This window comes from Nocardiopsis algeriensis, from assembly GCF_014203695.1.
Taxonomy (GTDB): domain Bacteria; phylum Actinomycetota; class Actinomycetes; order Streptosporangiales; family Streptosporangiaceae; genus Nocardiopsis; species Nocardiopsis algeriensis.
This window is the reverse complement of the sequence record NZ_JACHJO010000005.1, coordinates 219,307-242,466: the sequence shown is the minus strand read 5'-3', so window position 1 is coordinate 242,466 and position 23,160 is coordinate 219,307. Positions and strand designations below refer to the sequence as shown.

Genomic DNA, 23,160 nt, shown 5'->3' with positions numbered 1-23,160 from the left:
GGTTGCGGGCGGGGCGGCGTTCGGGTTTTTGTCGCAACTCGCCGCTGACGATTTTCCGTGTCTTGCCACGACCTGTGATGATCGGGGGTGTGTGGCGTGAACTGATCCTGGAGATGTATCCCGAGGCCGAGCTGAACGATCCGGTGGACGAGGTGGTCCTTGCCGAGGTGGAGAAGCATCTGATGCTTCCGCTGCCTTTCGAGTTGGCTTCACTGCTGTTGGAGACGGACGGGGTGACCAACGAGTACGGCGATGCGGTGGTGTGGGACGCGCGGCGTCTGGTCGAGGACAATCTGGCGATGCGGGCCGAGCCGGATTACCTGGAGTTGTATGCGCCTTTCGACGAGATGATCTTCTTCGGGGATTCGGACATGGGGCCGCAGTTCGCCTACGTGCACACGGATTACGGTCCGGGGATCGTGGTGTGGGACCATGAGACGGACCGGCGGCGGCTGGTGGTGGTGTCGTTGCGCGACTATCTGGCCAGGTGCCTGATTCAGGGCAATGCGTGGTTTCGTTGACTGTGCGTGGTTGACCTGCCTTTTCGTGCTATTTTTCGGGTGTTGCGGTGTTGGTGCCGCTTGTTCTCCCCGAGCACGTTGAGAGTAGGACCATGTCCGAGCAGTCCCAGGTAGCCGTTCTCGTCCAGGGCCGTGAGGTCGCGGACTTTCCCGAGTTCGCCCCGGAGGCGGCGCGGGGGTCGGTGCGGCGGATCACCGTGCGCGGCGAGGATGTCCTGCACCGGCGCAACAAGGACGTGCCCGCGCAGATGCTGGGCGGCGAGGAGCTGCACCGGCTGATCGACGACATGTTCGTGACGATGTACGCGGCCGAGGGCGTGGGGCTGGCGGGCAACCAGGTCGGGGTGGACCTCCGCCTGTTCGTCTACGACTGCCTCGACGACGAGGGTGTGCGGCACGTGGGGCACGTGGTCAACCCGGTGCTGGACGAGCGTGACCCCGAGACGGCCCTGGCTGTGGAGAGCGAGGGGTGCCTGTCGGTGCCCGGTCCGCACGCGGAGCTGGGCCGGGCCGAGACGGCGACGGTGCGGGGGCTGGACCGGGACGGCAACGAGGTGGTGCTGACCGGGTCGGGCTACTTCGCGCGGTGCCTGCAGCACGAGACCGACCACACGTTGGGCAAGCTGTACGTGGACCGTCTTTCGGCGCGCGAGCGCAAGCGGGTGCTGAAGAAGATGAACGAGATGGCCGACAACGTCCTGGCGCGCCGGCAGGTGCGGGCGCAGGAGCTGGAGCGGGAGTTGGCGCCCTGAGGACGGGTGCAGGGGGCCGGCCGTTGGCCGGCCCCCCTTTTTTGTGCCCTCAGCGTTCGTGGTCGGCCAGGACGACGCAGAACTCGTTGCCCTCGGGGTCGGCCAGGACGGCCCAGCCCGTGCCGTCGGGGTTGCGCAGATCCTGCAGGAGGCGTGCGCCCAGGGCCAGGACTCGCCGGGTCTCGGCCTCGCGGTTGGATCCGGGAGGTGCGGCCAGGTCGAGGTGGAGGCGGTTCTTCCTGGTCTTGCCCTCGGGGACACGCAGGAAGAGCAGGGAGGGGCGGTGGGGAAGGCGGAGCAGGGCTGCTTCCTCTGCGGAGTCCTCGGCGAGGGGGTGGCCCAGGACGCGGGACCAGAAGGTGCCCAGGGCCAGGGCGTCGTGGCAGTCGAAGGTGATGGTGTGCAGTTCCAGGGTGGGGGGCATGCGCTGCTTTCCGTTGTCGGGGCGCCCCACTGTACCGGGGGCGGAGTGGTCGGGAGCAGCAGGGGAAGAGTGGTTGGTCCGGTACGGGAGCAAGGGGCCTTTCCTGGGACCGAGGGTCCGTTTTAGCAGGGTTTGAGGTTCCAGTGGGGTGCAGTGGCTCTACTTGTGGCACTGGATCGAGCCGGTGTGGTCTTTTCGTGACCCCCGGTGGCGGTAGATTTCCCCGCATGAGCGGGGATGGGACCGGCGCGGTGCCGGAGCAGAGGGTGGTTGTCTACACCGATGGGGCGTGCAGCGGTAACCCGGGCCCGGGAGGGTGGGGTGTGTGGCTGCGCTACGGAGTGCACGAGAAGGAGCTGTACGGGAGTGAGGCGCAGACCACCAACAACCGGATGGAACTGATGGCGGCGATCCGGGCGCTGGAGAGCCTGACGCGGCCGGTACCGGTACTGGTGCACACCGACTCCTCCTATGTGCGCAACGGGATCACGTCGTGGGTGGCGGGCTGGAAGCGCCGAGGGTGGCGTACCGCCGACAAGAAGCCGGTGAAGAACGTGGACCTGTGGCAGCGGTTGGAGGAAGCGGCCTCGCGGTTGGACGTGGAGTGGCGGTGGGTACGCGGCCACAGCGGGGACGAGGGCAACGAGCGGGCCGACGAACTGGCCCGGCGGGGGCGGGACGAGGCCGCGGGCCTGTAGGGAAGAAGGACGCGCGAGGGGCGGTCGCCACAGGCGGCCGCCCCTCGCGCGCGTGCGGATCCGGTCAGAGAGCGGCGTCGTGGGCCGGGGTCTCCACGATGAGGCGGCGGGGGCCGGTGCCGGTGGCGGCGAGTTCGTCCCCGGGGTTGGAGAGCACGCAGGTGTCCATGGACAGGCAACCGCAGCCGATGCAGCCGGTGAGGTCGTCGCGCAGGCGGGTGAGCTGGGCGATGCGGGCGTCGAGTTCGTCGCGCCAGCGGCGGGAGAGCGCGTTCCAGTCCGCGCGGGTGGGGGTGCGGTTGTCGGGGAGCTGGTCCAGGGCCTGGCGGATGCGGGCCAGGGGGATCCCCACGCGCTGGGAGATGCGGATGAAGGAGACCCTGCGCAGGGTGTCGCGGCGGTAGCGGCGCTGGTTGCCGGCGGTACGGCGGCTGTGTATGAGGCCTTGGCGCTCGTAGAAGTGCAGGGCCGAGACCGAGACGCCGGCGCGTTGGGCGACCTGGCCGACGGTGAGTTCCTTGGCGGTGGACGGCACGGGCTTCATTGTAGGGCGGCCGGGGCGGGTCAGGGGCGGGTGCGGTGGGCGCCGTGGAGGGCGTAGAGACGGGCGTAGGCGCCGCCGCGGACGAGGAGTTGGCGGTGGGTGCCGGTCTCGGTGATGCGTCCTTGGTGGAGCAGGAGGATGCGGTCGGCGTCGCGGGTGTGGGTGGGGCGGCTGTCGAGGTGGAGCAGACCGGTGGTGGGGGTGGTGGTGAGGTGTTCGTCTGCGGAGGGGTGGGACAGGACGAGCAGGCGGGCGTCGGTGTGGTGGGCGTGGTGGGTGCGGGCGCTGTGGAGGCGGCGGGTGTGGGCGGGGATGAGGTCGGTGAGCGGGGTGTGGGGGGCCGGCAGGCGGGCGTGGTCCAGAGCCGCCTGCAGGTGGGGGTCGTGGGGATCGGGGTGAGACCGGCCGGTGACGGCGTGGGCGAGGGTGGGGCCGGTGCGGGGGGTGTGGATGTGGGGTGTGGTGTGGGTGGTGATGTGACCGTGGGTGGGGGTGGTGCGCCCGGCGATGAGGTCGGTCAGTGCGGTGGCGGCGGCGGGTTCGAGGGTGAGGAGGGTGATGTGTTCTCCGGCGTGGACGGTGAGGTCGAGGTGGGTGAGCAGTGGGGTGCGGGCGCGCGTGAGGCAGATGTCGCGGAGTTCGAGGAGGGGGGTGTGGGCGGGTCCGGTGGTGCGGGTGGTGTGCAGTTGATGGCGGTTGGAGAGCCTCACGGGTGTCCCGTTCGTGTGGTGGGTGGTCTGGAGCCTGTGATTGCTGTAGTCGCGTGAGAGTTCTCATTGTCTTCTCGTGTCCTGGTGGATGGCCGTAAGGGTGGGGTGTACGGCCCTGCGGACATGGCGGTCGGGGGCGCGGGAACGCCGGCTGCGGCGGGCGCTCCCGCGTGGGCGGTGACCGTTGTCTCACGGTGTCGGGAAGAGGGAGGGGGTAGATCTCGGAGGGGTCGCTGCGGCCCCGTCCCTTCGGGTGAGACGAGGTTGTGCGGTGGAGCATGTGGCCGAGGACGGCGCCGGTGTGGACGAGGTGGCGCGGTGGTGGCGGCGTTTCGCCGACCAGTACGCGCAGGGGGATGCGCCTGCTTATGCGCGTATCGCGCGGGCGCTGGCGGAGGACGGCCAGGTGCTGGCGCGGATGATGGAGCTGCCTGCGGGCAACAAGCGCCAACCCAACCTTGTGTTGGGTGCGGTGCGGTTCCTGGATGGGCCGGTGCAGGAGTGGCCGGCTTTCCGGGAGTTCGTGCTGGGGAATTGGAAGCGGGTGCGCGCGGTGGTGCTGGAGCGTTGGACCCAGACCAACGAGGTGCGCCGGTGTGCGACGCTGCTGCCGGTTCTGGGGATGGTGGAGGGGCCGCTGGCGTTGCTGGAGGTGGGCGCATCGGCGGGACTGTGCCTGTACCCGGACCGCTACCGGTACGTGTTCGACGGGCGCCACGAGGTGGGGCCCGCCGATTCGCCGGTGGTGCTGGAGTGTGCGACCTCGGGCGGGGCGCCGCTGCCCGAGCGGGTGCCGCAGGTGGTGTGGCGGGCGGGGGTGGATCTCCATCCGCTGGATGCGGGCGACGAGCGGGACGTACGGTGGCTGGAGTCGCTGATCTGGCCGGGGCCGCACGAGGATGAGCGGCGCGAGCGGTTGCGAAGGGCCGCGCGGGTGGCCGCCGCCGAGCCGGCGCACATGGTGGCGGGTGATCTGGTGGAGTGCCTGGAGCAGGTGGCGGCGCGCGCGCCGGAGGGGGCCACGCTGGTGGTGTTCCACAGTGCCGCTCTGGCCTATGTGGGTGCGGCCGGGCGTGACGAGTTCGTCCGGGCGGTGCGGGCGCTGCCGGGGCACTGGATCTCCAACGAGGGTTGGCGGGTCTTTCCCGATCAGGAGGGGGCCCGCCCTCGGGACGACGGTGACTTCACGGTGTCGTTGGACGGGCGTGTGGTGGGTTTCGCCGGTCCGCACGGCCAGTATCTGCACTGGGCCGGAGGCAGGTAGGGCACCTGCGGCGGACGGTGCCCCTGTGTGCGGGGACGGGAGAGGGGCGGCGCTGCGGCGCCGCCCCTCTCCTGTCCCCGGTCGGCGGGGTTCACCAGAGGTGGTGGACGTGGGGGCGGACGAGTTCGTCGTAGACGTCCCGGATCCCGGTGTGTGCGGTTGCGGGGAGCGGCGGCAGGGAGGCCGCGGTGGCGTTGGCGCGGGCCTGGTCGGCGTTGCGGGCGCCGGGGATCACGGTGCTGACGCCGTCCTGGTCCAGGATCCAGCGCAGGGCGAACTGGGCCATGGTGGTGCCTTGGGGGACGAGGGGGCGCAGGCGTTCGACGGCGGCCAGTCCGGTGTCGTAGTCCAGGCCGGAGAAGGTCTCGCCGCGGTCGAAGGCCTGGCCGGTGCGGTTGAAGGCGCGGTGGTCGTCGTCGGCAAAGGCGGTGCGGGCGGTGAACTTGCCCGAGAGCAGGCCGCTGGCCAGGGGGACGCGGGCGATGATGCCGACTCCGGCGGCCTTGGCGGCGGGCAGGACGCGTTCGAGGGGTTTGTGGCGGAAGGCGTTGAGGATGATCTGGACGGTGGCCACGCCGGGGCGGGCGATGGCGGCCAGGGCCTGGTCGCAGGTTTCGACCGAGACTCCGTAGGCGCGCATCCTGCCTTCCTCGACCATGCGGTCGAGGTCGTCGAAGACGGTGTCGGCGGCGATGACCTGGCTGGGCGGGCAGTGGAGCTGGACGAGGTCGAGGGTGTCCACGCCCAGGTTGGTGCGGGAGCGGTCGTTCCAGGCGCGGAAGTTGTCGGGGTTGTAGTTGGCGGGGTCCTGGTCCAGGCGGCGGCCCATCTTGGTGGCCACGGTGATGTGGGGGTGGTCCTTCAGGAGTTGGCCCACGAGTTGTTCGCTGCGGCCGTCGCCGTAGACGTCGGCGGTGTCGAAGAAGGTGGTGCCGGCCTCGACTGCGGCGTGGAGGGCGGCCAGGGCGTCGTCCTGGTCGACCTGGCCCCAGTCTGCGCCGATCTGCCAGGCGCCGAAGCCGATGGCGCTGACGTCTGTGTTGGTGCGGCCGAGTACGCGTGTTTCCATGCGGGTGATCCTACGCAGCTCGGGAGCGCTCCCACGGAGGTGGGGCCGACCGCGGGCGACCGCGGAGGCGGCCGGTTTCGTCCTGGGTCTTCCGATGGTGGCGGGCCTGTCGTGCCCGTGGGGCGGGGATGCGCGGGTGTGTGCGCGTCCCCGCCGGTGCGGGCCGTCAGAGGAAGGGGATGTCCTTGTCGGCGAGGGTGTCCAGGGCGGGGGTGTACATGCGGGTCTTGATGGCGCCCAGGGTGGGGCCGGCCTTGGCGGTGAGGGCCTGGGCGATCTCCAGGGCGGCGGGGCGCACCTGCTCCTCGGGGACGGCGCGGTCGACGATGCCGGCGCTGTGGGCGTCGGTGCCGCCGTAGCGGCGGCCGGTGGTCATGGCCTCGTGGGCGGTCTGGGGGGTGAGGCGGGCCTGGATGAGGGCGCTCATGCCGGGGGTGAAGGGGATGTTGATGTCGACCTCAGGCAGGCACCAGAAGCCGCGGTCGGCGCGCATGACGCGGAAGTCGTGGGCGAGGGTGAGCATGGCGCCGGCGGCGAAGGCGTGGCCCTGGACGGCGGCGACGGTGGGCAGGGGCAGGGCCAGGGTGCGGGCCAGGAGGCGGTGGACGTCGGCGGCGTAGTCGGTGCGCCGGTCGGGGTTGGCCATGAGCCATTCCAGGTCCAGGCCGTTGGAGAAGAACTTGCCGGTGGCGGTGGTGACGAGGGCCTTGGCGCCGGGGGCCGCCTCGACCTCGTCCAGGAGGGTGTTGACGGTGGTGAGCCAGGTGGGGTGGAAACGGTTCTCGTCGTTGCCGAGGTCGAGAACGAAGACGTCGTCGTGGCGGTCGAGGGTGGGCATGGGTCTCCTCGGGGTGTGCGGACCGTTGTTTACTGGCCAGTAACTTTTGGCGGCAGCATACTACGGGATGCTCGCCCGCCCTGGTCGCGTGTCCGGGGCGGAGGGGATCGGGGATACTGGTGCGGTTGCGACGAGCCGGAAGGGGCAGCGGTGGACAGCGACGACTTCCTCGACTTCTGGAGCGAGTACCGGATCTGCATGCTGGCCTCGCCGCGGCCCGACGGCAGCATCCACCAGGTTCCGGTGGGCGCCACCTATGACGCAGAGCACGGCCTGGTGCGTGTCATCACCTTCTCCTCCAGCTACAAGGCCCGCAACATCGCCGCGCATCCGGGTGTGCGGGTGTCGGTGTCCCAGGTCGAGGGCGGGCGCTGGTCGACCGTGGAGGGTACGGCGACCGTCAGCGACGATCCCGAGAGGGTGGCCGAGGCGGTGCGCCGCTACGCGCAGCGCTACCGAGAGCCCCGGCCCAATCCGGACCGGGTGGTCGTGGAGATCGCCGTCACCCGGGTCATGGGCAACGTGGGCCGGCCCGGCCGCACCTCGGAGCAGGGCGGCCTCGGCCGGTCCTGAGGGTCGGCCGTGCCGGTGTCCCGGTGCGCACCGGCCCTGGGGGGAACGGTTTGCGCACGACCTCAGCGCAGGGCCTTGGCGGCGAGTTCGGCGTCGGCGGCGGTGTTGTACAGGTGGAAGGCCAGGCGGGTGCGGCCTGCGCGCTGGGATGCGGTGATGCCGGCGCGGGCCAGGCGCTGGTGGGCGTCGGGGATGTCGACGGTGGTGATGGCAGAGTGGGCCGGTTCCAGGTGGAGCAGGGCGCGGAAGTGGTCGGCCAGGGCGGTGTTGTGGGCGTGGACGGTCTGGATGCCCACTCCCAGGAGCACTCCGGTGGAGATGGAGGCCGCGGTGGCGGCCGACCAGTTGGGTGAGGTGTCGAAGGCGCGGGCGTCGGAGGCAGGGGTGAAGGCGTCGGCGTAGAAGGCGGTGGCGGGGTCGGCGGTGGCTGCGGGGCCCGCGAGTACGGGGCGCAGGCGTTCGCGCAGGGCGGGGGCCAGGTAGGCGAAGGCCAGGCCGCGCGGGGCCATGATCCATTTGTAGGCGGAGGCGACGAGGGCGTCGAAGTCGGTGGCCTGGAGGGGGAGCCATCCGGCGGCCTGGGTGGCGTCGGCGATCACGAGTGCGCCGTGGGTGCGGGCGGCGGTGACGATGTCGGCGGTGGGGGCGAGTTCGCCGGTGGCCGATTGCACGGGGCTGAAGACGACGACGTCGGTGCGGGGGCCGACGGCGTCGGCGAGCCGGTTCAGGGGTGCGGTGGTGACGGTGATGCCGCGGTCGGCCTGGACGTGCCAGGGGAAGGTCAGGGAGGTGTATTCGCCTTCGGGTGCCAGGACGCGGGTGCGGTCGGGCAGGGAGGCGGCGATGGTGCCCACGATCTGGGAGGTGGCGGTGCCCAGGGCGGTGTCGTGGGTGGGGGCGTCGACGAGGGTGGCCATGCGGGTGCGGGCGCGTTCGACGATCTCTTCCCAGTCGGCGGGGTCGGCGGTGCCGCTGCTCCAGTCGCTGGTGGTGCGGATCAGGGCTTGGCGGGTGGGGATGGGCGGAATGCCGTAGGAGGCGGTGTTGAGGTAAGTGGTGTCGATGTGCCACAGGTGGTGGATGTTTTTCACGGCGTCCTTGCGGTTCGGGTGGTGGCCGGGGCGCGGGTGAGGTGGTGCTCGGCGATGGCGGGTGTGGAGTTGTACCGAGGGCAGGGCGGACGGTCAGCCTCTGGTCGGTGCGGACCGGATCCTGGGAGGGGCGGCGGCTGTGCTTCGGGCGCGGCGGCGGGGGTCTATGGGGGTCATGCTGCCACGGGCGATGGCGGGCCGTGGTGGTTTTTCGGGTGTGGTTCGGAGGAGCCAGGACACGGGCGAGGAGGCCGGCGGTCTGGGCACGTCCGGTGCCGCTGAGGAGCCAGGGCACTGCTCTTCCGGGTGAGCCGGTCGCCGTCGCGCATCTGCGCGGTGCCGGGGTCGGTGGCTCGGGTGTTCGCGGTGTCGCCGGAGGCGGCACCGTTCGGGCGAGGGTGCGGGGCCGGCCCTATCTCCTGCGGCGGGGCACGGGGATGCGGTCCAGGTCCTGGGCCAGTACGACGGTGCCGTCGAAGGCCTGGGCGGCCTGGGCGGTGAAGCGGGCGTCGTCGGCGGCGTCGTAGCGTTCGGAGATGTGGGTCAGCACCAGGGTGCGTACTCCGGCGCGGGCGGCGATCTGTCCGGCCTGGCGGGCGGTCAGGTGGCCGTAGGCGTCGGCCAGGTGTGCGTGCTCGTCGAGGTAGGTGGACTCGATCACGAGCAGGTCGGCGCCGCGCGCCAGTTCGACCGCCTCGGGGCAGGGGGCGGTGTCCATGACCAGTGCCACCACCTGGCCGGGGCGGGGCAGGGCGCACTGGGACAGGTGCACCCTGGTGCCGTCGGGTGCGGTGACCTCGCCTTCCTTGTGCAGGCGGCCGACGAGGGGGCCGGTGATGCCGTGGGCGGCGAGCCGGTCGGGCAGCATCCGCCAGCCGTCGGGTTCGGCGATGCGGTAGCCGTAGCAGGGGATGGAGTGGCGCAGCGGCAGGGCGGTGATGCGCAGGTCCGCCTCGCCCAGCAGGCACGAGCCCAGTCCGCCCACGGGTTGGGGTGCGACGACGTCGGTGTCGACGAAGGAGGTGGCGTGGCGCAGCCGCTGCCAGTACTTCTGGCCCTGGACGGGGTAGGCGGCGCGCACCGTGTGGGGGACCTTGTCGCGGGCGATGCGCTGGAGGGTCCCGGGCAGGCCCAGGCTGTGGTCGCCGTGGAAGTGGGTGATGCAGATGCGGGTGATGTCGGTGGCGGACAGGCCGGCCAGGCGCATCTGGCGCTGGGTGCCCTCGCCGGGGTCGAACAGGATGCCGTGGTCGTCCCAGCGCAGGAAGTAGCCGTTGTGGTTGCGTCTGGCGGTGGGGACGGCACTGGAGGTGCCCAGGGCGACGAGTTCGCGTACCGACATGGGTGGCATCCTGCCATGTTCAGTGCCAGGGGCCGCACTCCTTGAGGGCCTGGGGGGTCAGGTCGGACAGGGAGGGGTAGCCGTTGACGGCCATCAGCAGGTCGGCCTCGGCCAGCAGGGAGCGCAGGACGTGGACGACGCCGGCGGTGCCGCCCAGGGAGAGCCCGTAGGCGTAGGGGCGGCCCACGGCGACGGCGTCGGCGCCCAGAGCGAGGGCCTTGACGATGTCGGCGCCCGAGCGCACGCCCGAGTCGAAGACGGTGGGCAGGTCGGTGGCGGCGGCGATGTCGGGCAGGCAGTCCAGGGCGGGCAGGCCGCCGTTGGCCTGGCGTCCGCCGTGGTTGGAGACGTAGATCGCGTCGACGCCGTGGTCGGCGGCACGGCGGGCGTCGTCGGGGTGGCAGATGCCCTTGACGATGAGCGGCAGCGAGGTCAGTGAGCGCAGCCAGGGAAGGTCGTCCCAGGTCAGGGGGTTGCCGAAGAGGCCTGCCCAGTGGGCGACGATCTGGTCGGGGGAGGGGTCGGGGCCGACGATCCTGCGGAAGACGGGGTCGTGGGTGTAGTTGGCCAGGCAGTGTCCGCGCAGCTGGGGGAAGTTGGCGGTGGACAGGTCGCGTGGGCGCCAGCCGGTGATCCAGGTGTCGAGGGTGACGACGACGGCCTTGCATCCGGCTTGTTCGGCGCGGTGGAGGAGGCTGGCGGCCAGGTCGCGGTCGGTGGGTGTGTAGAGCTGGAAGAGGGCGGGGGTGTCGCCGGTGTGGGAGATGACGTCTTCGAGGGGGTCCTGGGAGAGGGTGGAGGCGATCATGGGGACGCCGGTGGCGGCTGCGGCGCGGGCGGTGGCGATGTCGCCGTGCCGGTCCTGGGAGCACAGGCCGATGACACCGACGGGGGCCATGAGCAGGGGTGTGGGCAGGTGGATGCCGCACAGGTCGACGGACAGGTCGCGCTGGGTGGCGCCGACGAACATGCGCGGGTACAGGCCCCAGCGCCGGAAGGCGCGGGTGTTGGCGTCCTGGGTGTGTTCGTCTCCCGCGCCGCCGGCGACGTAGGACCACAACCAGGGCGGCATGGCCTGGCGGGCGCGTTCGGCGAGTTCGTCGAAGGCCATGGGCAGGTCGGGGACGGTGCCGGTGAGGCCGTTGAGGTAGATCTCGAGCTGGTAGTCGCCGGGGGAGGGGCTCATGGGGTGCCTTTCGGGGCGGGCAGGGCGGCCAGGGCGATGTCGGGGTCGACGGCGGCGATCTCGTCCTGGAGGTCGGACAGGCGTACGTCGACGGTGAAGCGCAGGGGGGCGTGGAGGGGGCGCAGGAAGTCGTCGTAGTGGCAGGGGACGAGGGCTTTGGGGCGCAGGAGGGGCAGGATGCGCTGCCAGTAGCGGGGGGTGACCGAGCGGCCTGCGATGCCGGCGAGGAAGAGGTCGACGTCGCGGTGGCGGATCTGGTCGTCGACGAGGTCGGCGCTGCCCTGGTGGTAGAGGGTGTAGCCGTCGATGTCGATGTGGATGCCCCAGGTCTGGCCGCAGCCGTAGCGCTGGGGGGCGAGTTGGCCCAGGCGGGTGCAGTCGGTGTCGCCGGGCCAGGGGACCTTGGTGCCCAGCGGGATGCGTGAGTGGCGGCTGGGGACGAAGGTGACGGTGAAGGGTCCGAGTTCGTAGGGGTGGTGGGGTTGGACGGTGACGGCTCTGTGGGCCAGGCCGTGCAGGGCCATGAGGCGGGCCACGGAGGTGGAGCCGTGGACGGGGCAGCCGAAGCGGCGGGCCAGGGCGGGGGCGTCCAGGGCGTGGTCGAAGTGGCCGTGGCCGACCAGGACGCCGACCACGGTGCCGGGGTCGGGCAGGTAGCGGTCGATGAGGGAGGGGTCGGGCAGGGCGGGGGTGCGCAGGAGCAGTGAGGAGAGCGGGGCGCGGCTCCAGTAGGGGTCGATGAGCAGGGTGTGGCCCTGGTGGGTGAGGCGGTAGCCGGCGGTGCCCAGCCATTGCAGGTCCAGGCCGGGTGCCAGGGGCAGGGGGCGGTGGAGCAGTTCGGTCAGGGCCTGGGCGTTGTCGCGGTCGCGGGCGCGGCGGTGGGCGAGGTGGCGCGCCAGGTCGGCGGCGTGGCTCAGGGGCGAGGGCATGGCCGGCGCCTTCCTTGGCTGGTGGGCGTGGGGGAGGTGTGCGCAGCTTCCAGGAAGGGGGCGGAGGCTGTCAAGGGCGGGGGCCGCCTCCGCGGGCCCCGCCCGGGAGGTCAGGGGCCGGCCGGTGCGCCGCCGGGGCGGGGGCGGGCGCGCAGGTGGGCCCGTTCGCCTTGTTTTCCGAAGAGGCTGAGGATCTCGACGGGTTCGTCGTCGGCGGGGCCGAACCAGTGGGGCAGGCGGGTGTCGAACTCGGCTGCTTCGCCGGGGGACAGGACCAGGTCGTGTTCCCCCAGGAGGACGCGCAGGCGTCCGTTGAGGACGTAGGCCCATTCGTAGCCCTCGTGGGTCTGCAGTACGGGTTCTGCCGGGGGGTTCTCGGGCGGGATGACGAGTTTGTAGGCCTGGATGCCGCCGGGGCGGCGGGTCAGGGGCAGCATGGTCATGCCGTGGCGGGTGACGGGGCGCAGGTGGATGCGCGGGTCGCCGGTGGGCGGGGCGTCGACGAGTTCGTCGAGGGTGACGCCGTGGGCGCGGGCCAGGGGGAGCAGCAGTTCGAGGGTGGGCCGTCGGGTTCCGGACTCCAGTCGGGACAGGGTGCTCACCGAGATGCCGGTCGCCGCGGACAGTTCGGCCAGGGTGGTTTCGTTCTGTCGGCGCAGTGCGCGCAGGCGCGGGCCGACCGTGCCCAGTGTGCGGTCGAGATCGTCTTCCATACCGTGGATTTTGCCATGTCGGCAAAGAAGTTTGCGGGTCTGGTGGGCGGGGTTGGAGGGTGTTCGTGGAGGCGGTCGTGATGACCGCGCAGCTGGAACAGGAAGACGGCGTGATGCAGGAATACGACGTGGTGGTGGTCGGCGGTGGCGCCGCCGGGCTGAGCGGGGCCCTGACGCTGGCCCGGGCGCGGAGGTCGGTGCTGGTGGTCGACGCGGGTCGGCCGCGCAACGCCCCGGCCGAGGGTGTGCACGGGCTGCTGGGCCGGGAGGGGATCTCTCCGGCCGAGCTGGTGGAGCGCGGCCGGGCGGAGGTGCGCAGCCACGGCGGGCAGGTGGTGTCCGGTGAGGTCGACGCCGTGGTCCGGGACGGCGAAGCGTTCGCGGTGGCACTGTCGGAGGGTCGGCGGGTACGCGGGCGCCGCCTGCTGGTGGCCACCGGTCTGGTCGACGAGCTCCCCGAGGTCGAGGGGCTGCGGGAGCGGTGGGGGCGGGAGGTGGTGCACTGCCCCTACTGCCACGGGTGGGAGGTGCGCGACCGGGCCGTGGGTGTGCTCGCCACGGGGCCGATGTCGGTGCACCAGGCACTGCTGTTCCGCCAGTGGAGCCGCGATGTGGTGCTCTTCTCCCACACCGCGGAGCTGTCGGCGGAGGAGGCCGAGCAGCTGGCCGCCACAGGCATCGGCGTGGTTCCCGGAGAGGTGGTGGCGCTGGAGACCGAGGGGGAGCGCCTCGCGGGGGTGAGGACGGCCGACGGGTCGGTGGTGGAGCGCCAGGTGGTGGCGGTGGCTCCGCGGGCGCGGGTACGTGCCGGCTTCCTCGCCGGACTCGGGCTCGGTGCGGTGGAGCATCCGTCGGGGGTCGGCGAGCACCTTCCCTCCGATACCGCGGGCCGCAGCGGCGCGGCGGGGGTGTGGGTGGCGGGCAACGTCGCCGATCCTCTGATGCAGGTGGGGGCGGCCGCTGCTGCGGGTGCCGCGGCGGCCGCCGGGATCAACGCGGACCTGGTGGCCGAGGAGGTCCGCCGGGCCGTGGCGGCGCACCGGACCCGGGAGCGGACCGCGGACGGAGGTGTCCTCTCGGGCCGGTGACCGGCGGGCGTGCTCGTCCGAGTCGGTGGCCCGGCCCCTCCCCTGCCGGGGAGGGGCCGGGCCACTCCGTGCCGGGTGCGGAGCCGGGAAATGTCGGCGGCGCCTGGCACGATCGTGGAGGTGAGCAACAGAACCGCTGAGGCGCAGCGCCTGCGCGACCTGGCGCTGCTGCGCCGCGTCCGCGACCGGATCGACCGGGAGTACGCGCGGCCCCTGGACGTGGAGGAGCTGGCCCGGGGTGTCAACATGTCGGCCGGGCACCTGAGCCGCCGGTTCCGCCTGGCCTACGGCGAGTCGCCCTACTCCTTCCTGATGACGCGGCGCATCGAGCGCGCGATGGCGCTGCTGCGCCGCGGCGACCTGGGGGTCACCGAGGTCTGCTTCGCCGTCGGCTGCTCGTCCCTGGGTACCTTCAGCACCCGTTTCACGGAGCTGGTCGGCATGGCGCCCAGCCTCTACCGGCGCCTGGCGGCGCAGGAGGCGGCGGGGATGCCGGCATGCGTGGCCAAGCAGGTGACACGACCGGTCAGGAATCGAGAAGCGGCGGCCCGCGAGCCGCAGTTGGCGTGAGTGCCATGGACATCACCGTTGAAGCGAGTTTCCTGCCGCACGACGACCCGGATGCGGCCCTGGCCTTCTATCGCGACATCCTCGGTTTCGAGGTCCGCAAGGACGTGGGATACGGGGGGATGCGCTGGATCACGGTCGGTCCGGTCGGCGAGCCCGGCATGTCCCTGGTCCTGTCGCCGCCGGCCGCCGACCCCGGTGTCACCGAGGAGGAGCGCCGGGTCATCACCGAGATGATGGCCAAGGGCACCTGTGCCGCGGTCCTGCCGGCCACCTCCGATCTGGAGGGTGTCTTCGACCGGGTGCAGGCCGCCGGTGCGGAGGTCGTCCAGGAGCCGACCGATCAGCCCTACGGTGTCCGCGACTGCGCCTTTCGCGATCCAGCGGGCAACCTGGTCCGGATCCAGGAGCGGCGCTGAAGGGCCGGGTGTCGCGGTCCAGGAGAGGTCCGGCGGAGCCGTTGGCGCCGTCGGCGGAGGAGGAGTCGATGGGTAGGACCATGGGAGAGAGCATGCACCCCGCTGACGGCCACGACATGATCCGCGTACACGGTGCCCGGGAGAACAATCTCCGGAGCGTCGACGTCGAGATTCCCAAGCGGCGGCTGACGGTGTTCACCGGCGTGTCCGGCTCGGGCAAGAGCTCGCTGGTGTTCGACACGATCGCCGCTGAGTCGCAGCGGATGATCAACGAGACCTACAGCGCGTTCGTGCAGGGTTTCATGCCGAACGTGGCGCGCCCCGACGTCGACGTGCTCCAGGGGTTGACGAACGCGATCATCGTCGACCAGCAGCGGCTGGGTGCCGATCCGCGTTCCACCGTGGGTACGGTCACCGACGCCCACGCGCTGCTGCGCATTCTCTTCAGCCGCCTGGGGCGTCCGTACGCGGGTCCGCCGAGCGCGTTCTCGTTCAACACCGCCTCGGTGCGGGCCAGCGGTGCGATCAAGGTCGAGCGCGGTGCCCGCAAGGCGGTGAAGCAGACCTTCCAGCGCGTGGGCGGGATGTGTGTGCACTGCGAGGGGCGGGGATCGGTGTCCGACATCGATCTGTCCCAGCTCTACGACGACTCCCTGTCGATCGCCGAGGGTGCGTTCACGATTCCCGGCTGGAAGTCGGACAACTTCTGGACGGTGCGGGTCTACGCGGAGTCGGGTTTTCTGGACCCGCACAAGCCGATCCGTGAGTACACGGAGCAGGAGATGGAGGACTTCCTGCACCGCGAACCCACCAAGGTGAAGGTTGAAGGCGTCAACCTCACCTACGAGGGGTTGCTTCCGAAGATCCGCAAGTCGTTCCTGTCCAAGGACAAGGAGGCGATGCAGCCGCACATCCGGGCGTTCGTGGAGCGCGCGGTGACGTTCACCGACTGCCCGGAGTGCGATGGCACCCGGCTCAGCGAGAGGGCCCGGTCCGCCAAGATCGGGGGGATCTCCATCGCCGACGCCTGCGCGATGGAGGTCAGGGACCTGGCCGTGTGGGTGCGCGCCCTGGACGAGCCGTCGGTGGCCCCGCTGCTGGAGGCGCTGGGGGAGACCCTGGACTCGTTCGTGGAGATCGGGCTGGGATACCTCAGCCTCGACCGGTCCTCGGGCACCCTCTCGGGAGGTGAGGCCCAGCGCACCAAGATGGTGCGCCACCTGGGTTCGGCGCTCACCGATGTCACCTACGTCTTCGACGAGCCCACTGTCGGCCTGCACCCCCACGACGTGCAGAAGATGAACGATCTGCTGCTGCGGCTGCGCGACAAGGGCAACACGGTACTGGTGGTGGAGCACGAGCCGGAGACGATCGCCATCGCCGACCACGTCGTGGACCTGGGGCCCGGAGCCGGAACGGCGGGGGGCAGGGTCTGCTACGAGGGCACCCCTGAGGGACTGCGCTCGTCGGGCACCCTCACCGGCCGCCACCTCCAGGACCGGACGCCGCTGAAGGAGAAGGTGCGCACGCCCACCGGCGTCCTGCGGATCCGCGGAGCCGACGCTCACAATCTGCGCGGCGTCGACGTCGACATCCCGCTGGGGGTGCTCGTCGCCGTCACAGGGGTGGCCGGCTCGGGCAAGAGCTCGCTCGTGCACGGGTCGATGCCCGCCGAGGCCGGAGCGGTGCTGGTCGACCAGAATGCGATCCGCGGTTCGCGGCGCAGCAACCCGGCGACCTACACGGGGCTGCTCGACCCGATCCGCAAGGCGTTCGCGAAGGCCAACGGGGTGAAGCCGGCGCTGTTCAGCGCCAACTCCGAGGGGGCATGCCCTGCCTGCGGCGGTGCGGGGGTGCTCTACACGGACCTGGCGATGATGGCCGGCGCCGCCACCGTCTGCGAGGAGTGCGAGGGGCGGCGGTTCCAGGCGTCGGTGCTGGAGTACACCTTCGGCGGCCGCGACATCGGCGAGGTGCTGGCGATGGCGGTGTCCGAGGCCGAGGAGTTCTTCGGCTCCGACCAGGCGCGCCTGCCGGCCGCGCAGCGGATCCTGAGCCGCCTCTCCGACGTGGGGCTGGGTTACCTGGCGCTGGGGCAGCCGCTCACCACGCTCTCGGGCGGTGAGCGCCAGCGGCTCAAGCTGGCGGCCCGCATGGCCGACAAGGGCGGCCTCTACGTGTTGGACGAGCCGACCGCGGGCCTGCACCTGGCCGATGTCGGCCGGCTGCTGGAGCTGCTGGACCGGCTCGTGGACTCGGGGACGTCGGTGATCGTCGTGGAGCACCATCAGGCGGTCATGGCCCATGCCGACTGGATCGTCGACCTGGGTCCCGGTGCGGGGCAGGACGGCGGCCGTGTCGTGTTCGAGGGCACGCCCGCCGCCCTGGCGGCCTCCCGCTCCACCCTCACCGGCGAGCACCTGGCGGCCTACGCGGGCGGGTGAGCGGGCCGGGGCCCGTCGGTCGGCCTCAGTCGCCGTCGGTGTCGACGGTGGGCAGGGGTTCGACCGCCGGGCCGTTGAGGATGCGCCCGTCGGGGTCGAAGCGCGACCCGTGGCAGGCGCAGTCCCAGCTGGTCTCGGCCGGGTTCCATGCCAGTCGGCAGCCCATGTGGGTGCAGGTGGGTGTGACGGCGTGCAGTGTGCCGTCGGGGTCGCGGTAGGCGCCGACGGGGTCGCCGTCGACGTCGATCAGCGCGCCCTGGCCGGGCTCCAGGTGGTGGGAGTGGTGGGGGAGCAGCCGGGCCAGGTGCCCGCCGGCGAGGTCGGCCCCGACCTTGAGGTTGTCCTTGACGAGCTTGGCCACGGCCTTGGCGTCCCCGATGCGGGTGGCGTCGAACACCGGCAGCCAGGCGTTGTCGCGTCCGGCCAGGAGGTCGGTGAGGATGAGGGCGGCGGCGGATCCGTTGCTCAGGCCCCATTTCCTGAAGCCCGTCGCCACCAGGATCCGGTCGCTCATGGGGGAGCGGCCGATGTAGGGCACCTGGTCGGGTGTGGTGTAGTCCTGGCCGGACCAGCGGTACTCGATCTCCTCCACGTCGAAGGTGGTCCTGGTCCATTGCTCCAGTTCCTCGAACAGGTGCCGGGTGTCCTGTCCGGTTCCGGTCTCGTGGCCGCCGCCCACGACGACCAGTCCGCGGGGGCCACGGTCGGCCCAGGGGCGTGTGGATCTGCCGGGGGAGTCGACCGAGAGCGCCATCTCCTGGGGGGCGGGGTGGCGCAGGCGGGCCGCCAGGCCGAAGGAGCGGGTGGGGCGGGTCTTGGCGAAGTAGCCTCCGATGGTGTTGATCGGCAGCAGGGTCGCCACGACCGCGGCACCGGCGCGTACGGTCGCCTGCGGGGTGCGGATGAGGACGGTGCCGTCGCGCTGTTCGTCGATCTCCGAGACGCGGGTGTTCTCGAAGACGCCGGTTCCGGTTCTGAGCAGTGCCGCGGCCAGTCCTGCCGCGTAGCGGCCCGGGTGCAGGTGCAGCTGGTGGTCGAAGCGTACGGCGGCCTCGATGTCGAAGGGCAGGGCACTGGTCTCGGTCAGGGTTGCCGGCAGCCCCAGGCTGCGGGCCGCGTCGACCTCTTCTTCCAGTTCCCGGCGGCGGGCGGGGTCGCGGGTGTAGGCGAGGGAGGGGGCGCGGGTGAGGTCGCAGTCGATGCGGCAGTCGCGGGTCAGTGCGGCGACCAGTTCCATGCCGGCCTGGTTGGCGTCGGCGTACATGCGGGCCGCTTCCGGTCCGTGGCGGTCGATCAGCTGCGCATAGGTGAGGCCGTGCTGGGAGGTGACCTTGCCGGTGGTCTTCTCCGTGGTGCCCCGGCCCAGGCGGCCGGCCTCGATCAGTGCGACGGTGCCGATGCCGGCGGACTGCGCCAGTAGTGCGGTGGTCATGCCGACCAGGCCGCCGCCCACCACCGCGACGTCGACCTCCAGGTCCTGCTGCAGGGTGGGGAAGGCGGGCCTGTCCTCTGCCGGTGCCCACACGCTCTGGTGTCGCATCTGTGCCCTTTCCGGTGGATCCGCTCCGGGGTGTGCCCGGGGTGCTCTTGTGATGGTGGTCGAGCCACTACCCAAGGTCAGGTCCCGTTACCGTCAAGGCTGGGGCGCGGGCGGGTCGGGTCTTGTGGCAACACCTGTAACCATTAATACTGGTTGCATGGCATTGGGTTGGAAACTCGTCATCGACAGCACCGACGCGCCCGCGATCGCGGACTTCTGGGCCCAGGCCCTGGGCTACGAGGTGGAGGATCCCGGCGCCCTCATCGAGCAGCTGCTGACCGAGGGCCACATCGGCAAGGAAGCGGTGGTCGAGCACCGCGGCCGCACGTACTTCCGCGGCTTCGCCGCGGTCCGCCACCCCGACGACCCCTTCGACCGCATCAGCGGTGTCGGCCTGGGCCGGCGGCTCCTCTTCCAGGACGTACCCGAGGGCAAGACGGTCAAGAACCGACTGCACATCGACGTCCACAGCGAACCGGGCGGCCTGGTCGAGCTGGTGTCCCGCATGGAGGGGCTGGGGGCCGTGCGGGTACGCGAGGTCGACAAGGGCCCTGCCGGGCACTGGTGGGTCATGCTCGACCCCGAGGGCAACGAGTTCTGCGTCTCCTAGAGGCACCGCTCTCCCGGGGCGGTTTCTGCTGGGAGCAGTCCCCCGGTGGTCCCGGTGGTCTGCCGCACCCGGGTGTCTCCATGGGATGGAGCCTGTTCTGTCGTAGGCGCGCGCTAGCGTCCTGGGCCGAACGGAGGTCGCGTCCATGGTTGCGAGCGAACACCGGCCTCCGCGGCTCTACTGGATCTGGTTGGCCGGGACCGGGGCGAGCGCGCTCGGTACCCAGATGCTGGTGTTCGGGCTCGTGTGGCACGCGGCCCTTTCCGGTCCCGGTACGGCCGCGGCGGTGCTCTCGGCACAGGTGGTGCCCCGCGTGCTGCTGACCTTGCACGGGGGTGCGCTGAGCGACCGGGTCGGTGCCCTGCCCGTCATGGCGGTCGCGAACACGGTCCTGTGCGCCGTGGCGCTCACGGGTGCGGTGGTCATGTCCGGGACCGGCCCCGGCGCCGTCGCCATGATCGTGATCGCCCTGGCGCTGGGCACGGTCGACGCGGTCGACATCCCGGCGTCGGCGTCGGTCCCCAAGCTGCTGGTGTCCTCCACCGCCCTGGGGCGCGCCATGGCGGCCCGGCAGGTGCTCCTCCACGGCTCTGTTCTGTGCGGTCCGCCGCTGGGTGGGGCCGCGATCACCGTGCTCGGGCTTCCCTCCCTCTACGGCGCCGGGGCCGCGTGCTACCTGGTGACGGTGATCGTACTGTGCTGGGTGCGCTCCCGGGCGCGGTCCGCGTCCTCCACCGGTCCGGGGCGCGGCCTGAACCGCCAGGTCCGGCAGGGGGTGGCGGTCGTGTTCGGTACGCCGCTGCTGCGTGCGGTCGTGCTGCTCACGGGGGCCTTCGCCATGTTCGTCATCCCCTTCTCCCCGCTCGTGGTGCCGGTGGTCTCCGCCGCGCGGGGCTGGGACGCGGTGGCCACGGGAGCGGCGGCGGGTTCCTTCGGCGCCGGTATGGCCTGCGTGACCGCGTTGGTGCTGTGGCGCGGAACCGCCTCACGTGCCGGAGCGGTCGCGGCTTGGGGGATGATCACCGCCGCTGCGGGGATCGCGGCCACCGCGGCCGCTCCGGGGCCCGCGGCCTTGTGCCTGATGTCCCTGGTCGTGGGGTTGGGTACCGGTGTCTTCTCCACCCATGCCGGCCCTCTGTTCCTGCTCGCCTGCCCTCGGGAAGTGGTCGGGCGGGCCCAGGCGGTGGTGACCCTCGCCCAGTGGCTGCCGCTGCTGTGGGCCAACCCGCTGATCGGCCTGATCGCACAGGCCCGCTCCGTGACCTTCCTGCTGGTGGTGTGGGGTGCCGGGGCGGGGGTGGCCGGGATGGCGGCCCTGTTCGCGCGCCCCTTGCGCGCGGCGGTACCGAACCACCGGGCTCGGCCGCCCGAGCACGAGGGGAAGACCGGCTGACGCGTACCGGTCGGTGTCGATCAAATCGATGGATCCGAAGTACTACCGGAAGATCACCAAGGGGTGGATCGAGCCGGTGCTCGAAGCGACGGAGCAGGTCTACCGCGCAGGGCGTCACGTCGAGGTCTCCACGCTCATGGTGACGGATCTGAGCGACAGTGAGCAGAACGCCAGGGACATGGCCAGGTTCGTTGGTGCACGCCTCGGGCCGGAGGTTCCCACTCACTTCGTGAGGTTCCACCCCGACTACAAGATGAGGGACACCATCCGCACGCCGGTGGAACGGTTGGAGCACGCACGTCGTGTGGCCCTGGACATGGGCTTGGAGCACGTCTACCTCGGTAACGTCTACGACACTGAATCCACCAACACCTGGTGTCGCGGTTGCGGGCTGCTCCAGATCACCCGGTACGGCCTGAACGCGCAACTGGTCGGGGTCACGCCGGACGGCAGGTGCTCGGGGTGTGGACTCGACGCGCACATCAAGCGCGTACCGAATCCCGTGGCGGCCCAGGCCCCGTTGGACGAACTCCCCGCGCACGAAACCTATGACTCGGCCCACTTCGACTGGTACGGGGACATCCGCGCCGTTCACGTCCAGGTGGAGAACACCAGCGACAGGCCGCAGGAAGTGTTCCACCGCCGTGTCCGCAGGGACAACCCCGACACGGGGTGGACGAGGATCGCCCTGGCGCCGCGAGAGAGCTACCGGTTCATCAGCGCGGAGTCCTTCAGTGACGAGACCGGGGTGGTGGTCGCGGTCCCCAGCGGATGCACCTCCAGTCTCCACCAGGTCTTCGATCGCGCCCACTTCCCCACCACCGAGGCGGCGGCCGGAACCTTGAACGCCGACATCACCCCTCTTCCCCTCTACGTTCGTCCCACCCGATAGGCCAAGGAGCACGTCTATGTCCCAGCACGCGTCCCCCCGAACCGACGACGTGGTCATCGTGGCTTCGGCCGATGTCGAGCCGCGCACCGCGTTTCCGGACCTGGCCCGCAGGGTTCTCGCCCATAACGACAAGCTCATGCTCGTCGAGCACGTGATGGAAAAGGGGTCGGTCTTTCCCCGTCACAGCCACCCGCACGAACAGCTTGCCTATCTGGTCTCAGGGCACATCCGTGTTGTTGCCGGAGACCAGACCTTCGAAGCCGGTCCTGGAGACAGCTTCGTCGTCAAGGGAGGCGTGGAACACCAGGTGTGGGCGCTGGAGAAGTCCGTGGCACTCGACATCTTCACCCCCTATCGGGAGGACTACGTGGAGTGGGCGAGCGACGAGTGAGGGACGTTTCGAGTACCGTTACCGCTTCTGATGACTCCGGTTCGAGTCCTCACCCTGATCCTTTGCCCATGGTGGTAGGACCCACTCGGCCCCACCCCTCGGTCCTACGCCGTCTGGCGCAGGTTGCGGGCCCCATCGACGCGCCGGCGTCCGTGCAGGACCTGCAACGAGCACTGCTGCTGACCAGGCAGCTCCTCGATGCTCCCGCAGCCGTCCCCTTTGTACTCCCCGGGACGGGAACGGCGGGAATGGAGAGCGTGGCCGCTAGTCTCCTCGCACCGCAAACGCCCGTGCTGGTGGTGTCCACGGGGATGTGGGGCAACCGCTGGCGCGATATCTGCGTCAAACTCGGCCTTCCGGTGCATGTGCACACCTCCGAGCCGGGATACCCACCTGATCCAGGAGAGATCGATCAGCTCTTGGGGGCAGAGCAGCACCAGGCCCTGCTCATCACCCATGTCGATTCCAGCAGTGGCGTGCGAGCCAGAATCGATGACTTGGCCCAGGTCGCCAAGGAACACGGCGCGCTGGTGCTGGTGGACGGGGTGTCCGCAGCCGGAGCGGAGTCCGTGCACCAAGAAACATGGGGGGTAGACGCCTACCTCACCTCCACTCCCAAGGCATTGGGAGTCCCCGCCGGTCTCTACCTCGCCTCACTCGGACCCCGGGCCGTGGACGTGCTCGCATCACGAGTGTGGACACCGCGACACTTCAGCCTGGACCTTCGTGATTGGCTCCCGGTGATGCGTGCCGCTTTGGAGGCACGCTTCGTCTACCACCAGACGCTCCCCGGAAACCTGATCGGCGCTCTGACCCAGGGGTTGGAACTGGTCGTTCAGGAGGGTACCGAACGCGTGCACAGACACAGACGCCTGGCGCTGCGACTGCGATCGGCCCTGGAAACAGAAGGTTTGCGCAACTTCGTCGCCGCAGACGGCGACCGTGCCAACGGGGTGAGTGTCTACCGCGCTCCGCCCCACCTGACCGCCGGAGAACTGCTCCGTGGTGCCGCCGAGCTCGGTGTGCTCCTCCAAGCAGGCACCCATCCGAGCGCGGCCGGGGAGACCTTTCGCATCGGTCACCTTGGCAACGTCGACGAACAGGACATCGAGAGGACCGTTGGCGTGCTCCGCCGACTGCTCTCTCCCCCGAACCGCTGAGG

At 70.9% G+C, this 23,160-nt stretch carries 25 protein-coding genes; 14 read left to right on the top strand and 11 right to left on the bottom strand.

The genetic code is table 11. The features are described 5' to 3' along the window. Positions 1 to 77 precede the first annotated feature (77 nt). The gene (locus FHS13_RS09820; protein WP_184290988.1) at positions 78 to 521 is read left to right on the top strand and encodes an SMI1/KNR4 family protein; all 444 of its coding nucleotides are present in this window, start codon (positions 78 to 80) and stop codon (positions 519 to 521) included. Positions 522 to 613: 92 nt separating this feature from the next. Then, complete coding sequence (def, locus tag FHS13_RS09815) at positions 614 to 1,273, top strand: peptide deformylase (RefSeq protein ID WP_184290669.1); 660 nt, start codon at positions 614 to 616, stop codon at positions 1,271 to 1,273. A 49-nt stretch (positions 1,274 to 1,322) separates the two neighbouring features. Here def and FHS13_RS09810 read toward each other — a convergent pair whose 3' ends face one another. Next, entirely contained in the window at positions 1,323 to 1,697 is a 375-nt protein-coding gene (locus tag FHS13_RS09810) for a VOC family protein (RefSeq protein ID WP_184290668.1), read from the bottom strand. 227 nt (positions 1,698 to 1,924) lie between these two features. Here FHS13_RS09810 and rnhA point away from each other — a divergent pair, with 227 nt between their 5' ends. After that, entirely contained in the window at positions 1,925 to 2,395 is a 471-nt protein-coding gene (gene rnhA / locus FHS13_RS09805; RefSeq protein WP_184290667.1) for a ribonuclease HI, read from the top strand. Positions 2,396 to 2,459: 64 nt separating this feature from the next. Here the strand turns inward: rnhA and soxR are convergent, their stop codons facing one another. Both soxR and FHS13_RS09795 read right to left on the bottom strand, forming a co-directional pair. Next, complete coding sequence (gene soxR / locus FHS13_RS09800; RefSeq protein WP_343064970.1) at positions 2,460 to 2,930, bottom strand: redox-sensitive transcriptional activator SoxR; 471 nt, start codon at positions 2,928 to 2,930, stop codon at positions 2,460 to 2,462. Positions 2,931 to 2,959: 29 nt separating this feature from the next. Beyond that, on the bottom strand, positions 2,960 to 3,649 hold the full coding sequence (locus FHS13_RS09795; RefSeq protein WP_184290663.1) for an ABC transporter ATP-binding protein: 690 nt from the start codon (positions 3,647 to 3,649) through the stop codon (positions 2,960 to 2,962). Positions 3,650 to 3,920: 271 nt separating this feature from the next. On the opposite strand from FHS13_RS09795, the gene FHS13_RS09790 reads away from it, so the two are divergent. Next, positions 3,921 to 4,913 carry a DUF2332 family protein gene (locus FHS13_RS09790; protein WP_184290660.1) on the top strand — a complete coding sequence of 331 codons (993 nt, stop codon included), beginning with the start codon at positions 3,921 to 3,923 and terminating at the stop codon, positions 4,911 to 4,913. A gap of 91 nt (positions 4,914 to 5,004) precedes the next feature. Here the strand turns inward: FHS13_RS09790 and FHS13_RS09785 are convergent, their stop codons facing one another. Beyond that, positions 5,005 to 5,982 (bottom strand): aldo/keto reductase, encoded by a 978-nt coding sequence (locus FHS13_RS09785; protein WP_184290658.1) that lies wholly within the window; start codon positions 5,980 to 5,982, stop codon positions 5,005 to 5,007. 166 nt (positions 5,983 to 6,148) lie between these two features. After that, positions 6,149 to 6,820: an enoyl-CoA hydratase-related protein gene (locus FHS13_RS09780; RefSeq protein WP_184290655.1), complete on the bottom strand. Its 672-nt coding sequence runs from the start codon at positions 6,818 to 6,820 to the stop codon at positions 6,149 to 6,151. Between the two features lie 150 nt (positions 6,821 to 6,970). On the opposite strand from FHS13_RS09780, the gene FHS13_RS09775 reads away from it, so the two are divergent. Beyond that, complete coding sequence (locus FHS13_RS09775; protein ID WP_184290653.1) at positions 6,971 to 7,393, top strand: TIGR03618 family F420-dependent PPOX class oxidoreductase; 423 nt, start codon at positions 6,971 to 6,973, stop codon at positions 7,391 to 7,393. A gap of 62 nt (positions 7,394 to 7,455) precedes the next feature. Here FHS13_RS09775 and FHS13_RS09770 read toward each other — a convergent pair whose 3' ends face one another. The 5 genes from FHS13_RS09770 to FHS13_RS09750 all read right to left on the bottom strand — a co-directional run bounded on the left by FHS13_RS09770 (position 7,456) and on the right by FHS13_RS09750 (position 12,654). Further along, positions 7,456 to 8,484: an aminotransferase class V-fold PLP-dependent enzyme gene (locus FHS13_RS09770; protein WP_343064969.1), complete on the bottom strand. Its 1,029-nt coding sequence runs from the start codon at positions 8,482 to 8,484 to the stop codon at positions 7,456 to 7,458. Positions 8,485 to 8,896: 412 nt separating this feature from the next. Continuing rightward, positions 8,897 to 9,826: a ribonuclease Z gene (locus FHS13_RS09765; RefSeq protein ID WP_184290984.1), complete on the bottom strand. Its 930-nt coding sequence runs from the start codon at positions 9,824 to 9,826 to the stop codon at positions 8,897 to 8,899. A 19-nt stretch (positions 9,827 to 9,845) separates the two neighbouring features. Continuing rightward, entirely contained in the window at positions 9,846 to 11,012 is a 1,167-nt protein-coding gene (locus FHS13_RS09760; RefSeq protein WP_184290651.1) for an alpha-hydroxy-acid oxidizing protein, read from the bottom strand. Beyond that, positions 11,009 to 11,941, bottom strand: a complete 933-nt coding sequence (locus FHS13_RS09755) for an MBL fold metallo-hydrolase (RefSeq protein WP_184290649.1) — start codon at positions 11,939 to 11,941, stop codon at positions 11,009 to 11,011. Before FHS13_RS09755 ends, FHS13_RS09760 begins: the two co-directional genes overlap by 4 nt. A 110-nt stretch (positions 11,942 to 12,051) precedes the next feature. Beyond that, the gene (locus tag FHS13_RS09750; protein WP_184290647.1) at positions 12,052 to 12,654 is read right to left on the bottom strand and encodes a helix-turn-helix domain-containing protein; all 603 of its coding nucleotides are present in this window, start codon (positions 12,652 to 12,654) and stop codon (positions 12,052 to 12,054) included. A gap of 80 nt (positions 12,655 to 12,734) precedes the next feature. On the opposite strand from FHS13_RS09750, the gene FHS13_RS09745 reads away from it, so the two are divergent. The 4 genes from FHS13_RS09745 to FHS13_RS09730 all read left to right on the top strand — a co-directional run bounded on the left by FHS13_RS09745 (position 12,735) and on the right by FHS13_RS09730 (position 17,172). Continuing rightward, positions 12,735 to 13,742, top strand: coding sequence for an NAD(P)/FAD-dependent oxidoreductase (locus FHS13_RS09745; RefSeq protein WP_246405022.1), 1,008 nt, complete (start codon positions 12,735 to 12,737; stop codon positions 13,740 to 13,742). Positions 13,743 to 13,862: 120 nt separating this feature from the next. After that, the gene (locus tag FHS13_RS09740) at positions 13,863 to 14,312 is read left to right on the top strand and encodes a helix-turn-helix domain-containing protein (RefSeq protein WP_184290645.1); all 450 of its coding nucleotides are present in this window, start codon (positions 13,863 to 13,865) and stop codon (positions 14,310 to 14,312) included. A 5-nt stretch (positions 14,313 to 14,317) separates the two neighbouring features. Next, complete coding sequence (locus FHS13_RS09735; RefSeq protein ID WP_184290643.1) at positions 14,318 to 14,728, top strand: VOC family protein; 411 nt, start codon at positions 14,318 to 14,320, stop codon at positions 14,726 to 14,728. Between the two features lie 68 nt (positions 14,729 to 14,796). Further along, complete coding sequence (locus FHS13_RS09730; RefSeq protein WP_184290641.1) at positions 14,797 to 17,172, top strand: ATP-binding cassette domain-containing protein; 2,376 nt, start codon at positions 14,797 to 14,799, stop codon at positions 17,170 to 17,172. A gap of 25 nt (positions 17,173 to 17,197) precedes the next feature. On the opposite strand, the gene FHS13_RS09725 is transcribed toward FHS13_RS09730, so the two are convergent. Further along, complete coding sequence (locus tag FHS13_RS09725) at positions 17,198 to 18,712, bottom strand: FAD-dependent oxidoreductase (protein WP_184290639.1); 1,515 nt, start codon at positions 18,710 to 18,712, stop codon at positions 17,198 to 17,200. 157 nt (positions 18,713 to 18,869) lie between these two features. Between FHS13_RS09725 and FHS13_RS09720 the strand changes: the two genes are divergently transcribed. The 5 genes from FHS13_RS09720 to FHS13_RS09700 all read left to right on the top strand — a co-directional run bounded on the left by FHS13_RS09720 (position 18,870) and on the right by FHS13_RS09700 (position 23,158). After that, entirely contained in the window at positions 18,870 to 19,322 is a 453-nt protein-coding gene (locus FHS13_RS09720) for a VOC family protein (protein ID WP_184290637.1), read from the top strand. Positions 19,323 to 19,467: 145 nt separating this feature from the next. Then, complete coding sequence (locus FHS13_RS09715) at positions 19,468 to 20,715, top strand: MFS transporter (RefSeq protein WP_184290635.1); 1,248 nt, start codon at positions 19,468 to 19,470, stop codon at positions 20,713 to 20,715. Between the two features lie 28 nt (positions 20,716 to 20,743). Continuing rightward, complete coding sequence (locus FHS13_RS09710) at positions 20,744 to 21,607, top strand: hypothetical protein (protein WP_184290633.1); 864 nt, start codon at positions 20,744 to 20,746, stop codon at positions 21,605 to 21,607. A gap of 16 nt (positions 21,608 to 21,623) precedes the next feature. Beyond that, entirely contained in the window at positions 21,624 to 21,998 is a 375-nt protein-coding gene (locus FHS13_RS09705; protein ID WP_184290631.1) for a cupin domain-containing protein, read from the top strand. Positions 21,999 to 22,066: 68 nt separating this feature from the next. Next, positions 22,067 to 23,158 carry a pyridoxal-phosphate-dependent aminotransferase family protein gene (locus tag FHS13_RS09700; protein ID WP_246405011.1) on the top strand — a complete coding sequence of 364 codons (1,092 nt, stop codon included), beginning with the start codon at positions 22,067 to 22,069 and terminating at the stop codon, positions 23,156 to 23,158. Positions 23,159 to 23,160 lie beyond the last annotated feature (2 nt).

Bases quoted from the DNA above. Each gene is read 5' to 3' on its own strand.
- FHS13_RS09820 (WP_184290988.1), top strand. From the start codon at position 78: ATGATCGGGGGTGTGTGGCGTGAACTGATCCTGGAGATGTATCCCGAG.
- def (WP_184290669.1), top strand. From the start codon at position 614: ATGTCCGAGCAGTCCCAGGTAGCCGTTCTCGTCCAGGGCCGTGAGGTC.
- FHS13_RS09810 (WP_184290668.1), bottom strand. From the start codon at position 1,697: ATGCCCCCCACCCTGGAACTGCACACCATCACCTTCGACTGCCACGAC.
- rnhA (WP_184290667.1), top strand. From the start codon at position 1,925: ATGAGCGGGGATGGGACCGGCGCGGTGCCGGAGCAGAGGGTGGTTGTC.
- FHS13_RS09785 (WP_184290658.1), bottom strand. From the start codon at position 5,982: ATGGAAACACGCGTACTCGGCCGCACCAACACAGACGTCAGCGCCATC.
- FHS13_RS09780 (WP_184290655.1), bottom strand. From the start codon at position 6,820: ATGCCCACCCTCGACCGCCACGACGACGTCTTCGTTCTCGACCTCGGC.
- FHS13_RS09765 (WP_184290984.1), bottom strand. From the start codon at position 9,826: ATGTCGGTACGCGAACTCGTCGCCCTGGGCACCTCCAGTGCCGTCCCC.
- FHS13_RS09760 (WP_184290651.1), bottom strand. From the start codon at position 11,012: ATGAGCCCCTCCCCCGGCGACTACCAGCTCGAGATCTACCTCAACGGC.
- FHS13_RS09755 (WP_184290649.1), bottom strand. From the start codon at position 11,941: ATGCCCTCGCCCCTGAGCCACGCCGCCGACCTGGCGCGCCACCTCGCC.
- FHS13_RS09750 (WP_184290647.1), bottom strand. From the start codon at position 12,654: ATGGAAGACGATCTCGACCGCACACTGGGCACGGTCGGCCCGCGCCTG.
- FHS13_RS09745 (WP_246405022.1), top strand. From the start codon at position 12,735: ATGACCGCGCAGCTGGAACAGGAAGACGGCGTGATGCAGGAATACGAC.
- FHS13_RS09735 (WP_184290643.1), top strand. From the start codon at position 14,318: ATGGACATCACCGTTGAAGCGAGTTTCCTGCCGCACGACGACCCGGAT.
- FHS13_RS09730 (WP_184290641.1), top strand. From the start codon at position 14,797: ATGGGTAGGACCATGGGAGAGAGCATGCACCCCGCTGACGGCCACGAC.
- FHS13_RS09725 (WP_184290639.1), bottom strand. From the start codon at position 18,712: ATGCGACACCAGAGCGTGTGGGCACCGGCAGAGGACAGGCCCGCCTTC.
- FHS13_RS09720 (WP_184290637.1), top strand. From the start codon at position 18,870: ATGGCATTGGGTTGGAAACTCGTCATCGACAGCACCGACGCGCCCGCG.
- FHS13_RS09715 (WP_184290635.1), top strand. From the start codon at position 19,468: ATGGTTGCGAGCGAACACCGGCCTCCGCGGCTCTACTGGATCTGGTTG.
- FHS13_RS09710 (WP_184290633.1), top strand. From the start codon at position 20,744: ATGGATCCGAAGTACTACCGGAAGATCACCAAGGGGTGGATCGAGCCG.
- FHS13_RS09705 (WP_184290631.1), top strand. From the start codon at position 21,624: ATGTCCCAGCACGCGTCCCCCCGAACCGACGACGTGGTCATCGTGGCT.
- FHS13_RS09700 (WP_246405011.1), top strand. From the start codon at position 22,067: ATGGTGGTAGGACCCACTCGGCCCCACCCCTCGGTCCTACGCCGTCTG.